The organism is Actinomyces sp. Z16, from assembly GCF_003111765.1.
GTDB lineage: Bacteria > Actinomycetota > Actinomycetes > Actinomycetales > Actinomycetaceae > Actinomyces > Actinomyces glycerinitolerans.
This window is the reverse complement of record NZ_CP027862.1, coordinates 239,198-252,071: the sequence shown is the minus strand read 5'-3', so window position 1 is coordinate 252,071 and position 12,874 is coordinate 239,198. Positions and strand designations below refer to the sequence as shown.

The following is a 12,874-nucleotide window of genomic DNA, read 5'->3' as shown; positions in this document are numbered from 1 at the left end:
CATGACCACTTCCGCCACCTCCACGTCGACCGACCGCTCCGAGCGCTCAACCACCGAGAAGGACGCCCCCACCGGGCACCTCGAGCTGCGCGACGTCGTCAAGGTGTTCTCGGGCCGCGGCAAGGACGTGTACGCCGTGCACGGGGTGAGCCTCGACGTCGCCCCCGGCGAGTTCATCACCTTCCTGGGCCCCTCCGGCTGCGGCAAGACCACCACCCTGCGCATGATCGCCGGCTTCGAGAACGCCACCGAGGGGCAGGTGATCCTCGACGGGCAGAACATGGTCTCGCTGCCACCCAACCGGCGCCCCATGTCCATGGTGTTCCAGTCCTACGCCCTGTTCCCGCACCTGTCCGTGCGCGACAACGTCGGCTACGGCCTGAAGCTGCGGCGCGTGCCCGCGGAGGAGATGCGCGAGCAGGTGGACGTGGCACTGACGTCCATGAACCTGACCTCGCTGGCGGACCGCGCCCCCAATGAGCTCTCGGGCGGCCAGCAGCAGCGCGTGGCACTGGCGCGCGCCATGGTGGTGCAGCCCAAGGTACTGCTGTTCGACGAGCCGCTGTCCAACCTGGACGCGAAGCTGCGCGTGCGCATGCGCCTGGAGATCCGCCGTCTGCAGCAGCGCATGGGCATCACCTCGATCTACGTCACCCACGACCAGTCCGAGGCGATGACCATGTCCGACCGGATCGTGGTGATGAACGCGGGGCGGATCGAGCAGGTGGCCACGCCGGAGGAGATCTACCGGCGGCCCGCCTCCACCTTCGTGGCGGACTTTATCGGCCGGGCCAACTTCCTGCAGGCGACGGCACGTGGCGTTTTCGCGGGCAATTGCGGCGTGCAGGTGCTGGGACGCGGCATCGAGGCCGCCTGCCATGCGGACGTGCGCGATGGGGACGCCGTCACCGTGGTGGTGCGCCCGGAGTCGGTGCACCTGGAGCCTTACGACGCTGCCGGAAAGGCCGCCGACGCGGGCGAGCTCGTGGGCGACATGGGCCGCGTGCTGTCGGCCGTCTTCTACGGCGACCACGTGGAGTACGAGGTCGAGACGCAGGTCGGCACCATCGTCTGCCTGGAGTCCGACCCGGACGTCAGCGCCGTGCACGCCGAGGGCGACGCCGTGCGCGTCAGCTTCGCCCCCTCCCGCGCCTGGGTGCTGCCCGACGACGGCGAGTGAGTCGTTGGCCCTCGCCGCCCCGGTCACGCAGTGCAAGCGCCCGTCACCATCCCGTAATCTACGGGTGTGGCAATCGCACTGAAGGATAGAAAAGACCGCACCGATCCCATCACGCTCGAATACCTGTACGCAGCGCTGCGCATCGCCTTGCTGTGCGCAGGCCTGGCCTGCATGGTCGGCTCCGCGATCAGTCCGTGGTACCTGTGCTTTTACAGCCGCGAGGCGGAGGCCTTCACTCTTTTGGGGATGCTTGAAGCATCGAAGCAATTCGAGGGAGTTAGTTCATATGCTGTCATTGGAGCTCTGATGGCCGCAGTACTCTGGCTGTGCGCGGCCATGCGCGTAGGCGCAAAGAATGAGCAGGTAGACAGCGGTATGGCCGCACTGACAGCACTTACCGCACTGGTATTGTTCGCGTGCCACGGCTCCGTCAGCGACGCCGTCGGTAATGCCGAGGCCGGACCGGGCCTGCCGCTGATGCTCTTATCGGTGGCTTTCAGCGGGACTTGCGCCGTGAAGCTGCGCCGCTAGCGCTCAGCCGCGCCGCTCCTGCGCGGCCGCATACAGGGCGTCCGGGTCGGCGAGCCCGTGCGGATAGGGCGTGTCCGGGACGATGGCGCCGTCGGCGTCGAGGTCGAAGTACACGCAACTGCCTGTGGATTCCGGATCGTCCGTCGTGTTGGCGAGCCACTTAGAAGCGCAGATGCCGACCAGCTCCAGCCCGGGCGTTCCCTCTACCGCAGCCAGCACCGCCGCCGCCTGCTCCTCGACCGTCGGCCCGCCCGGTTGGTCCTCCAGCCACCGTGCGGTCAGACTGACAACTGAATCGGCGGGCCGAACGCTTGCGGTATCGCCCTGGGAGTCCAGCCAAACCGAGCCGTCGTCATTCGCCGGAAGCGCCTCCATGACGGGACCCAAGACGTCGGTGGGCACGGTCTTATCCGAGTCGGCCCTGACCTCCACCTGCCAGCCGCGCACGCGTACATTATCCGTGGCCGTCGCCCTTGTTCCGGCGTCGGCGGGGGCGCGCGCAACCAGGCCCGTCGGGACCGCGTCGGCGTCGGCGCGCGTGACCCGCAGGGAGTCGGGGCGGGCGACGATCTCCTCCACGCCCGGGCCCGCCAAGTCGTAGGCGTACTCCAGCGGGGCGCAGTGGGGCGCTTCCCAGTCGCGTCCCACAGACGATCGCGGCCAAAGCAACTGGTCCTCGTAGACGATGCTGGTTCCGCTCCTGGTCAGGCGCAGGCTGAGATCGCGGCGGATGTCGTCACCGGCCTCGGGCTCGAATAATCCGTTGAGCTGATCCGCCAGTTCACAGACCTCGGCGGCGGTGGTATCGGGCCGGATCTCCGCCTCCACCACGAGGCGCTCCGGCAGCAGCTCAGGCCACTCCGGATAGAGCTGCGTCGTCGCCGTCAGTACGGCGTCCTGGCCGTCGGCCCAGGACTCCACCTGCCGGCTCAGCCGACTCAGCGGCGAGTTATACGAGATCACCGCCAGGGTCACCGCCGTCACCACCACCAGGCAGCAGATGACGGCCGCCCACAGGCCCCGACCGCCGGGCAGACGCCACGCGCGCCCCCGTGGCCGGGAACCGGCGGCGGACGCGGCGGGCTCGCTCATCTCATTCCCCACCTGGGATGCCGCACCAGTATCCGCAGAGGCCGGAGAGAACCCAGTTCTTAGAAATCCCAGTCCTCGTCCTGGGTGGCCTCGGCGGTGCCGATGACGTAGGAGGAGCCGGACCCGGAGAAGAAGTCGTGGTTCTCGTCCGCGTTGGGCGAGAGCGAGGCGAGGATCGCCGGGTTGACGTCGGTGGTGTCGGCCGGGAACAGCGCCTCATAGCCGAGGTTCATCAGGGCCTTGTTGGCGTTGTAGCGCAGGAACTTCTTGACGTCCTCGGTCAGGCCGAGCTCGTCGTAGAGGTCCTCGGTGTACTGCTCCTCGTTGTCGTACAGCTCCATGAGCAGCTCGAAGGTGTAGTCCTTCAGCTCGGCCTGGCGCTCGGGGGAGGACTCGCGCACCGCCAGCTGGTACTTGTAGCCGATGTAGTAGCCGTGCACGGCCTCGTCGCGGATGATCAGGCGGATCAGGTCGGCGGTGTTGGTGAGCTTGGCGTGCGCCGACCAGTACATGGGGGCGTAGAAGCCGGAGTAGAACAGGAAGGACTCCAGCATGGTGGAGGCGACCTTGCGCTTCTCGGGGTCGTCGCCGCGGTAGTAGTCGAGGATGATGCGGGCCTTGCGCTGCAGGTTCTCGTTCTCCTCGCTCCAGCGGAAGGCCTCGTCGATCTCGGTGGTGGAGATCAGGGTGGAGAAGATCGAGGAGTAGGAGCGGGCGTGCACCGACTCCATGAAGGCGATGTTGGTCAGCACCGCCTCCTCGTGCGGGGTGCGGGCGTCCGGGATCAGCGAGACCGCGCCGACGGTCCCCTGGATGGTGTCCAGCAGGGTCAGCCCGGTGAACACGCGCGTGGTCATGTTCTGCTCGGCCTGGTTCAGCGTGGCCCAGGACTGGACGTCATTGGACAGCGGCACCTTCTCCGGGAGCCAGAAGTTGCCGGTGAGGCGGTCCCAGACCTCCAGGTCCTTGTCGTCGACGAGCCGGTTCCAGTTGATGGCCTGGACGCGGTCGATGAGCTTGATGGGCTCAGGCATGGGGTCCTCCCGGGTGTGCTCAGTTGAGGCCCCTCATGCTACCGACGACGACGTCGCCCTCCCGGCCGCGCCGACGTGAGATGCCCCGCGGCCGGGGCCGACGCATGCACGTAATGCGCGAGGCTTCCCGCAGACCCGGACTGCTGATGCCTTAGCCTGGTGCCCTTCCGGCATGCAACGAATGGAACTGTTGATGATCGAGTCCTACCCGGTACTGTCCCTCGTCCCGCCACTTCTGGCGATTGCGCTGGTCATTGGGACGAAGAAGGTCATCTCGTCCCTGGCTGTGGGCATTGTTGCCGCCGCTTTCCTGGTTGCCGATGGCGGCATCCTCAGCACCCTGGCCAAGGTCTGGGAGGCCTTCTCCCAGATCTTCTGGTCGGAGGGAGCACCCAACTCCTACTACATCCTCATCCTGGTCTTTCTCCTGACGCTCGGCGTCATCACCTCCCTGGTGCTGATGTCCGGCGGCACCCAGGCCTTCGCCGAGTGGGCGATGACGCGGGTCCGCACCCGCCGCGGCGCCCAGGTGCTCGCGGCGGCGCTGGGAACCGCGATCTTCGTGGACGACTACTTCAACGCCCTGGCCGTCGGGCAGGTCGCCCGCCCTGTCTCCGACCGGCAGCGGGTGTCGCGGGCCAAGCTCGCCTACCTGATCGACTCCTCCTCCGCACCCGTGGCCGTGCTCGCCCCCTTCTCGAGCTGGGGCGCGTCAATCATCGGCATCATGGGGCCGATCGTCGCGGCCGTCGGCATCCAGGTCTCTGACGCCGGCGCCTTCATCCGCTCCGCAGGGATGAACTACTACGCCATCGCCGCCCTGACCCTGCTGTGGATCACCGTCGTCCTGGAGATCGACTTCGGCCCGATGCGCCGCGAGGAGAGCCGCGCCGTGGCCACCGGCGGCCTGTACTCACCCGATGAGCAGATCCCGGGCCAGCTCACCGATTCTCTGCCGCGACACGAACCGGGTGCAATGCGCGCCCTCATTGTGCCCTTCGCCGTCCTGGTGGTCGGCGTCGTCGGCGGAATCCTGGGGACGGGCCACCACGCCTCCAGCTCATGGTCCCTCCTAGACATGCTCGCCAACACCGACGTCGCCCTCGCCCTCAACATCGGCGGCGTACTCGGGCTTGCAACCGCCGCCTTCTACTACTTCCACTTCACCCACGAAGACCCGATCTTCGAGGCGAAGACCGCCGCCAGGGGCGTCGTCGAGGGCGCCCGCTCGATGCTTCCGGCCATCAAGATCCTCCTGTGTGCCTGGATGCTCGGCTCGCTGATCTCCGAGCTCGGTACCGGCGCCTACCTCGGCTCGCTGGTCGAGTCGACCGCGGTGTCGGCGCGGTGGCTCATTCCAATGCTGTTCGTCGTGGCCGGGGCGATGGCCTTCGCAACCGGCACGTCCTGGGGCTCCTTCGGCATTCTGCTGCCGATCGCCGGGGAGATTATGGGGGCGGTCGCGGGCGGCGACCAGTTGCTGATCCCCGCGTTCGGGGCCGTTCTCGCGGGCGCCGTCTGGGGCGATCACTGCTCCCCGATCTCGGACACGACAATCCTGTCGAGCACGGGCGCGGGCTGCAACCACATCACGCACGTCAATACGCAGCTGCCCTACGCGGGTGTGAGTGCGGCGGCGGCGCTGCTCGGATACGTGGTCTTCTCGGCGACGGGTTCAGGGGTGCTCGGAGTTGTTGTCGCCGTCGCCGCACTGGTGGGCTTCGCCCTCGCCGTCCGCGTGTGGCTGCCGGTAATCGGCCCGGCGAGCGACGCCTCGTCCGCGCCCGCGGCCGGCGACGGGCATGAAGAGGTGCCGTCCTCGGCCTGAGGGCCCACCAGATCGGGCTCCACGGCGGCCTTGATGTCGAATCACGACCTTGGGATGCGTTTCACTACCCCGGGGTGGTAGTAAAACGCACCCCAAGGTCGTAAACCGTCAACCGCCGCCAGGTGCTTGTCGGTCTACCTGCCCGCCCCCCACACCTGAACCGATGACGACAGCCACTCGCCACACCTCCAAATCGGAGGAGTCCATTGACTCAGCGGTACAGCGGGAGGGAGCCGGTCAGCGAGGTGACCTGCGCACGCGGGCCGATGAGCGCCACGGCGAGGTACTCCAGGTCCGCGGAGGCAACGGCCGCGAGCGCGCGGGTGTACTTGTCATAGGTGTGCGCCCCGGCCGCCGTCTTAGTGAAGCCGATGATCTCGATGGGCGGTTGCGCCTGCGCGAGTTCGGCCAGGTGCTCCGCGGGGGCGACCAGTACCGGAACGGGGGTGTCGGAGATGCCGGCGTGCAAACGTCCGTCGGCATCGGGGGTATCCGGACCGATGAGGTCCTGATGCCGGGCGCCGATAGTCAGTGCCAGCAGCGCGCAGGCGTTGGCAGCCCTCGCCGCCGTGGTCCCATCGGCGATAACGATGACGATCTTGCGTTTGGTCGCGTTCTGCTGGCTCACGGCGGGTCTCCTTAGAGGGATTGATGAATATCGGCTGGCGGACGGGTTTGATCCGGTCCGCGGAACGGGCGGGTGAAGCGGGAGACCAAGTTGGCCTCCGGTGAACGCCAGGGCGGGCTCGACCCACGCAGACCATAGTAGTCACCCATTAGGTAACTATGCGATCAGGTTAGTGGGTGACTATGCTTCCGGTTGGGGCACTCGATGCCGCCCGAGCAGCTCAGGCACGTCACGCACCGGCAGACACTGCGGCCGATGCATCGCGACCGTTAGCCACCGCGCGGGCGCGGTGTCAGCTCCGCCACAGCACCAGGTTGAGGATCGGAGGACGCGGATCATGGCTTCAGTAGCGGAGCAGTTGCAGGCACTGGGGATGACCGACTGGGAGTCCCGCGCCTACCTGGCACTGCTGGAGGAGGCGCCGGCAACCGGGTATGCCATCGCCAAGCGAGCGGGAATCGCCCGCTCCAAGATCTACGAGGTGCTCGCCTCTCTGGCCGCCGACGACTACGTCCAGGTCTCGCGCGGCGAGCCGCAGCTGTACGCACCCCTGCCCCCGCGCGAACTCATCTCTCGTCTGCGCTCCCGCTTCAACGACAATCTTGATGCCGCTGAGGCCTCACTGTCCGCCTTCGCGGCCGATGCCGTCCACGATGGCGCCATCTGGGACCTTCAGGGACGTGCCGCCATTATTGAGCGGGCCAACCGACTCATCGCCGCCGCGCAGCACCGCATCCTCGCCGAGCTGTGGGCACAGGACGTACCCGCCCTGGAAGACAGCCTGCGTCGGGCCGCGGACCGCGACGTGGAGATCATCATCGTCGGTTATGGCGAGATCGAGCTCGACTGTGCAACCGTCCACCCCCACCCCGCCACGGACACCGTCACCGCCGGGCTGGGCGGCAGGTGGGTGGTCGTCTCGATCGACGACCACGAACTCGTGGCCGGGAACGTCTCCGCCGGAGCGCACTCGCGCGCCGCCTGGACCAGCCACCCCGGCCTGGTGGTGCCCGTGACCGAGCTCGTGCGGCACGACCTGTACAAGTTGGAGATGCTGGCCCGCCACGGGGACATCCTGGAACGCAGTTTCGGCCCCAGCCTCCAGAAACTGAGGGACAAGTACGCACCCCTCAACTGATCAAGCACCGGGGCGCCAAGCGCTTGCCACCCGGGCCGACTCTGCCAGCGAGAGCGTTGCACGCAACGGCTCAGCACCTGGGAGGAAGAACCGCAGAATCATGCGGAAAACAATCGCCGGCACAAACACGTGGCCTCGCTCCAGTGTGCAGCGAGGTCCTCGTTGCACACTGGAGCCTACTCACGGTTATCCAGCAGAACACAGGAACAGCGAGATTCCAGCGAAAACTCGCCCTCCCACGGAATCGTCGCGGCGCCGTTGCGTGCAACACCGCTTCAATGCGCCACCTAGAGAGGTCCGAGTCCCGTCTGAAGAGGCGAGCCGCCCCGCTCCCGCGCCCGCCACGGTTCCCAGTTCCACCCAGTTCACCAGACGGAGCCTCACCATCCGCGACGCTGCAGCCCCCGCGAGTTCGTCGAGGCGCAGGCACCGCCGCCCTATGCCCTAATCTCAGCCCATGACCGAGACTCCCTCCGACATCCCGTCCGCGACGCCCACTGCGGCCCAGCCCGTCGGCGGCTCCGTCCGCCGTCCTACCCCCGTCGATGCCGTTGCCGAGCGCTACGTGGAGAGCCTTGCGGACCTGTCCCCCGAGTTCGCCGTGTCGGTGGGTCTGCCCGGCCGCCGCGGCGAGTTGGACGGCTACTCCCCCGAGGCGCTCGACGCACTGACCGACCTGGACCGGCGCACGCTCGCCGAACTGGAGCAGGTCGCCCCGGTCGACGCGGTCGACCGCGTCACCGTGGCCGCCATGCGCGAGCGGCTGGGTGTATCCATTGAGGCGGCCGAGGCCGGTGAGGCGCTGCGCCGCCTGGACAACATCGACTCTCCCATCCAGAACCTGCGGGACCTGTTCGATAACCTGCCCACCGCCACCGAGGCCGACTGGGCGGACTTCGCCGCCTGCCTGCGCGACGTGCCCCGCGCCCTGGAGGAGTACGCGGACTCGCTGCGCCTGGCCGCGAGCCGCGGCGACGTGGCCGCCCGGCGCCAGGTCGAGGCCTGCATCGGCCAGGCCCGCACCCAGGCGGCGGAGTCCTCCAGTTCCTACACGGCGCTCATCGACGCCGCCACCACCGCAGACGGCACTCCCCTGCCCGAGTCGCTGCAGGAGGACCTGCGCGCGGCCTCGGCGCAGGCCCGCGCCGCCTACGGCCGCATCGCCGGCTTCCTGGGCGAACAGATCGCGCCGCTCGCCGGCGAGGTGGACGGCGTGGGCCGCGAGCGCTACGCCCGCTTCAGCCGCGAGTTCCTGGGCGCCGTGGTTGACCTGGATGAGACGTACGAGTGGGGTCGCGAGCGCCTGGCCGCCATCGACGCCGAGCAGCAGGCGATCGCCGCCCGGCTGTACGGCGAGGGCGTGAGCGTACGCGAGGCGATGGACCGGCTCAATGCCGATCCGGCGCGCACCATCCACGGCACCGCCGCCCTGCAGGCATGGATGCAGCGCACCGCGGATGATGCCATCGCCGCCCTGGACGGCACCCACTTCGACATCCCCGCCCCGCTGCGCACCCTGGAGTGCCGCATCGCGCCGTCGGCCACCGGCGGCATCTACTACACGGGTCCGAGCGACGACTTCACCCGGCCGGGCCGCATGTGGTGGTCCGTGCCGGAGGGAACCGACACCTTCGCCGCCTGGCAGGAGCGCACCACCGTCTTCCACGAGGGCGTGCCCGGCCACCACCTCCAGGTCGGCATGCAGACCTATGTGCGCGACGAGCTCAACGCCTGGCGCCGCCTGGCCTGCTGGGTCAGCGGTCACGGCGAGGGCTGGGCCCTGTACGCCGAACAACTGATGGCGGACCTCGGCTTCCAGGACGACCCGGGCGACCGCATGGGCGTGCTCGACTCCCAGCGGCTGCGGGCCGCCCGCGTGGCGCTGGACATCGGCGTGCACCTGGGCAAGCGGCGCCCGCCGGAGCTGGCCGAGCTGCCCGGCGTCGGCGACGGCGTCTGGGACGCCGACTCGGCCTGGGCCTTCCTGCGCCACAACGTGGCGATGACCGAGTCCTTCCTACGTTTCGAGCTGGACCGCTACCTGGGCTTTCCGGGGCAGGCGCCCTCCTACGCGGTCGGCCAGCGGCTGTGGGAGGCGACCCGCGACGAGGCACTGGTCCGCGGTGAGTCCCTGAAGGACTTCCACATGCGGGCGCTGCGGCTGGGCAGCGTGGGCCTGGATGTCATGCGCGAGGCGCTGGCCGACTAGGTCGACGCGCCGCCGTGGGCCGGGACCCGGGCCTGCCGCACGCACCGTGGCGGGTCGGCTGCGCCTGGCTGCGGCCGACCCGCCAGGGGCGCGCTGCCATGGCGCGGCCTCGCCCCGGCTCACTCCCCCCAGAATCCGGCCACATCCACGGCCCCGCCAGCGGCCTCGAAGTCGGCGCGCACGGCGTCGCGCAGGCCGGCGTCGTGCAACCAGTCCAGGGCGACGGCGGCCAGCCCGTATGCGCCGTCGACGGCCGCGGCGTCACCGGTGGGCGAGCCGGCGGCCGCGGCCATCTCGCGGGTGTGCAGGGCGACGTCGTCGCGGTCGGTGACCTTGATCAGCGGGTGGATACCGGGCACACGCAGCGACACGTTGCCGAAGTCGGTGCCCGCCGCGACGGTCTCCGACACCACCCCGGCGGGCAGCGGGTCGCGGCCGCGCTCCCGCTGGGAACGCACCCAGGCCTGCAGCAGCGGGCCGTTGGAGCGCACCGGCATCTCATTGGTGTTGGGGTCGGTGATGATCTCCACCCCCGTGCCGGTCATGAGCGCCGCCCCGCGCAGCAGGTCCTCCACGCGCCCCACCAGGTCCTTGAGCGTCTCGGGGTACTTGGAGCGGACCATGAGGTTGAGCTCCGCGCGCTCGGGAATCACGTTGGCGACCCGCCCGCCGTCGTCGACGACGGCGTGGACCCGGTCCATGGGCAGGATCTGCTGGCGCAGCAGCCCCAGGCCGGTCAGCGCCAGGGTGGCGGCGTCCAGGGCGTTGCGGCCCATGAAGGGCTGGGAGGAGGCGTGGGAGGGGATGCCGGTGTACACGGCGCTCATGCGGCGCACGCCCAGCCAGGTCTGGTCGGCCAGGTCGTGGGCGTAGGAATGGGTCTGGATGGCGGCGTCGACACCGACGAGCATGCCGCGCTGGGCGAGGATCTCCTTGGCGGTGTCGGACTCCTCGGCCGGGGTGGTCTGCAGGATGACGCGGCCGGGCAGGACGCCGGGGCGACGGCGTGAGAGTTCGGCCAGGGCGAGGAAGGCGCCCACCGAGTTGGCGCACATGACGTTGTGCCCGCAGCCGTGGCCGACGCCGGGCAGGGCGTCGTACTCCGCCAGGATCGCCATGGTCGGGGCGTGGGGGTGACTGCCGCCGGGCGGCCGCGGCGCCTCGGAGTCTCGCTGCTCCCCGTGCGCTGCGGCGTCGGCGCCGATTTCCGCGCGCAAGGCGGTGTCCATGCCGTACACGCCCAGGCTCGGGATGATGCCGTGGGCACGCAGCAGTTCGGCGACGGCGGCGACGGCGTGGTGTTCGGCGTGCCCCACCTCGGGGTGGGCGTGCAGATCCTGGGACAGGGCCACGAGCTCCGGCGCAAGGGAGTCGACGACCTCGCCCAATTCGGCGCGCAACTCGGCCGCGGCACCGACGTCCTCGGGCAGGGCGGGGGCGGGACCGGCCACGGCGGCCCGGGCGGCGGTCTCCTCGGCCATGCGTGTCTGCACGGCGGAGCAGGGCGTGGTGGGCCGACTGAGGTCGCGGACGGGGCGATTCATGGCGCTGATTGTGCCGCGGCCAGGCCGCCCCCGCTACGGCCTTCCGACCGCCAGCCACGACCAACGGGATGCGCTCACGCCCGAGTCAGTGCGGCAACCGTCTCCACAGACCCGGCAAAGTCCCCGACCGGATCGATGACAGTCGCTACGCTCTCCACTGCCCTCAGGTCCTGTTCGTCGGAGACATTCTCCAGGTCGATGAATGCCGCGAAGTCCTTACTAACCTCCGCCTTTTGCGCCACCATCGTCCGATAGGCGAACGCCTGGCCATTCGCCCCTAGACCGTGAGTCGGCAGCACGTCGAAGAGTACCGGCCTGTCGCCCGACAGGGCGTATCCGAACGAGACGCGAACATTCTTGTCATTGACATGCGCCTCAATAGGAACGTTCCTGTCCGGAGCCAAGCCGAGTTCACGGAAGACGTCATCCACCTGCTGACGCATGACCTCCGACGACCTCCGTTTTTTCGCCGCCGTCTGGACCAGCCGGGGGAAGTACTCGTCCGCCAGACGCTCAACGTTGTCACTGTCGAGGATGGTGAGGGCATGTTCCAGGTAGAAGTCCTGTGGCCGACGGCGATGCGCCCGGGCTATGTCCTCCCAGCGTCCGGACCGCGTCTTAGAACGGAAGTAGTCAACCCAGCTGATGTAGACATCCTTGCTGACACCCGGCAACGGTTTGCGCGCCGCGGTGCCGTCCAGGTCGATCCCGAGGAACCGTAGGGCAACACGAGAGCTCGGGTCGTGACCGGTCGTCGCGATGACGCCGACGTTACGCGGCTCGTTGGCGACGCGGTCGGCCAGGTGTTTCACGGTGTACAGCTCAGTCATTCAAAGTCGCCTCCCTCATCGGTGAGCAGGCCCTGCTTGCCAACGGCAGCTCCGGGCCGCCGTCGGACTATAGACCCAATCATGGCACGACGGTCAGACAAGGACTCGATGACAGCCTGACGCTCGGGTGCACGCAGCAGTCCGAGGTTATACAGGTGCCACACGGGCGACTCGATGGCCGACAACGCAAGGCCCGCTCGGATATGGGCGATGGCACGTTCCCTGGCTTCCGACGTCGCAGGCAGCTTCCCCCAGAAGCCCATCGGGTCGTAGTCATAACGACCCTTGGTACTCAGCAGCCCTGTCGCTCTGTTGCCCTTGATGTTGCCGAAAAGAGCCCCGTCATGATCAACGACCCAGGCGTGGCCATCGTTGTCGGCCAGGATGTTCTCCTCGTGACGGTCAGTGTTGTAAATCAGTGCATCAAAAGCCTCCATGAGGGCCCGCGTCTCCTCAGGGATGCTGAGCAACGCGGCCTCCTGCGGAGGCGGGAAGTGGTTTCCCGGCTCTCCGATCTCGGCGACAACCCATGCCGGTTCGCCGGCCGACGGGTCGAACCAGAGGTCACCGAGGGGCGTGGGGATGCCCAGGGCAATCGCGATTCTGTTGGCGATGTACTCGTTGACGACAATGTTGGGGTTGTCTACCGTGTTGTGCTTGACCAAAACCTGCGCCCGTCCCCACTGCGAGTCGTTGGAACCCCCTGGATCATCCTCGTTGACCGGAATGAGGTCGGTGACCGTCATACCGGGGACGCGACTCAACGCCATGCGCACCGCCGCCCTCCCTTCCGGAACCTCATGACCTCGGCAGGGAAGCTCTTTGCCGAGCAACACGCCCTAGCCCGCGTCCGAGTTCCA

Annotated in this window: 11 protein-coding genes; 5 read left to right on the top strand and 6 right to left on the bottom strand. The window is 68.4% G+C overall.

Translation table 11 applies throughout. The features are described 5' to 3' along the window. Position 1 precedes the first annotated feature (1 nt). On the top strand, positions 2–1,180 hold the full coding sequence (locus C3B71_RS01070; RefSeq protein WP_108965513.1) for an ABC transporter ATP-binding protein: 1,179 nt from the start codon (positions 2–4) through the stop codon (positions 1,178–1,180). Positions 1,181–1,246: 66 nt separating this feature from the next. Continuing rightward, positions 1,247–1,711: a hypothetical protein gene (locus C3B71_RS01065; protein WP_108965511.1), complete on the top strand. Its 465-nt coding sequence runs from the start codon at positions 1,247–1,249 to the stop codon at positions 1,709–1,711. Positions 1,712–1,714: 3 nt separating this feature from the next. Here C3B71_RS01065 and C3B71_RS15720 read toward each other — a convergent pair whose 3' ends face one another. Next, positions 1,715–2,803 (bottom strand): hypothetical protein, encoded by a 1,089-nt coding sequence (locus C3B71_RS15720; protein ID WP_159097600.1) that lies wholly within the window; start codon positions 2,801–2,803, stop codon positions 1,715–1,717. Between the two features lie 59 nt (positions 2,804–2,862). Further along, entirely contained in the window at positions 2,863–3,837 is a 975-nt protein-coding gene (gene nrdF, locus C3B71_RS01050) for a class 1b ribonucleoside-diphosphate reductase subunit beta (protein WP_092610757.1), read from the bottom strand. 172 nt (positions 3,838–4,009) lie between these two features. Here nrdF and C3B71_RS01045 point away from each other — a divergent pair, with 172 nt between their 5' ends. After that, positions 4,010–5,665 carry a Na+/H+ antiporter NhaC family protein gene (locus C3B71_RS01045; protein WP_234416011.1) on the top strand — a complete coding sequence of 552 codons (1,656 nt, stop codon included), beginning with the start codon at positions 4,010–4,012 and terminating at the stop codon, positions 5,663–5,665. Between the two features lie 211 nt (positions 5,666–5,876). Here C3B71_RS01045 and C3B71_RS01040 read toward each other — a convergent pair whose 3' ends face one another. Continuing rightward, positions 5,877–6,293 carry a DUF2000 domain-containing protein gene (locus tag C3B71_RS01040; RefSeq protein ID WP_159097599.1) on the bottom strand — a complete coding sequence of 139 codons (417 nt, stop codon included), beginning with the start codon at positions 6,291–6,293 and terminating at the stop codon, positions 5,877–5,879. A gap of 337 nt (positions 6,294–6,630) precedes the next feature. On the opposite strand from C3B71_RS01040, the gene C3B71_RS01035 reads away from it, so the two are divergent. Both C3B71_RS01035 and C3B71_RS01030 read left to right on the top strand, forming a co-directional pair. Continuing rightward, the gene (locus C3B71_RS01035; RefSeq protein WP_108965501.1) at positions 6,631–7,431 is read left to right on the top strand and encodes a TrmB family transcriptional regulator; all 801 of its coding nucleotides are present in this window, start codon (positions 6,631–6,633) and stop codon (positions 7,429–7,431) included. A 457-nt stretch (positions 7,432–7,888) separates the two neighbouring features. After that, positions 7,889–9,640 (top strand): DUF885 domain-containing protein, encoded by a 1,752-nt coding sequence (locus C3B71_RS01030; RefSeq protein WP_108965499.1) that lies wholly within the window; start codon positions 7,889–7,891, stop codon positions 9,638–9,640. A 119-nt stretch (positions 9,641–9,759) separates the two neighbouring features. On the opposite strand, the gene C3B71_RS01025 is transcribed toward C3B71_RS01030, so the two are convergent. The 3 genes from C3B71_RS01025 to C3B71_RS01015 form a co-directional block, all read right to left on the bottom strand. Next, positions 9,760–11,184, bottom strand: coding sequence for an amidohydrolase (locus C3B71_RS01025; RefSeq protein WP_234416009.1), 1,425 nt, complete (start codon positions 11,182–11,184; stop codon positions 9,760–9,762). A gap of 74 nt (positions 11,185–11,258) precedes the next feature. After that, a complete protein-coding gene (locus tag C3B71_RS01020) occupies positions 11,259–12,014 on the bottom strand; it encodes a hypothetical protein (RefSeq protein WP_108965497.1) in 756 nt (251 codons plus the stop codon). After that, positions 12,011–12,760, bottom strand: coding sequence for a hypothetical protein (locus C3B71_RS01015; protein WP_111890644.1), 750 nt, complete (start codon positions 12,758–12,760; stop codon positions 12,011–12,013). The genes C3B71_RS01020 and C3B71_RS01015 overlap by 4 nt, the downstream gene beginning before the upstream one ends. Positions 12,761–12,874: the final 114 nt, after the last annotated feature.

Coding starts and splice junctions, on each gene's coding strand:
- nrdF (WP_092610757.1), bottom strand. CDS start 3,837: ATGCCTGAGCCCATCAAGCTCATCGACCGCGTCCAGGCCATCAACTGG.
- C3B71_RS01045 (WP_234416011.1), top strand. CDS start 4,010: ATGCAACGAATGGAACTGTTGATGATCGAGTCCTACCCGGTACTGTCC.
- C3B71_RS01030 (WP_108965499.1), top strand. CDS start 7,889: ATGACCGAGACTCCCTCCGACATCCCGTCCGCGACGCCCACTGCGGCC.
- C3B71_RS01015 (WP_111890644.1), bottom strand. CDS start 12,760: ATGACGGTCACCGACCTCATTCCGGTCAACGAGGATGATCCAGGGGGT.
- C3B71_RS01020 (WP_108965497.1), bottom strand. CDS start 12,014: ATGACTGAGCTGTACACCGTGAAACACCTGGCCGACCGCGTCGCCAAC.
- C3B71_RS01035 (WP_108965501.1), top strand. CDS start 6,631: ATGGCTTCAGTAGCGGAGCAGTTGCAGGCACTGGGGATGACCGACTGG.
- C3B71_RS01025 (WP_234416009.1), bottom strand. CDS start 11,184: ATGAATCGCCCCGTCCGCGACCTCAGTCGGCCCACCACGCCCTGCTCC.
- C3B71_RS01070 (WP_108965513.1), top strand. CDS start 2: ATGACCACTTCCGCCACCTCCACGTCGACCGACCGCTCCGAGCGCTCA.
- C3B71_RS15720 (WP_159097600.1), bottom strand. CDS start 2,803: ATGAGCGAGCCCGCCGCGTCCGCCGCCGGTTCCCGGCCACGGGGGCGC.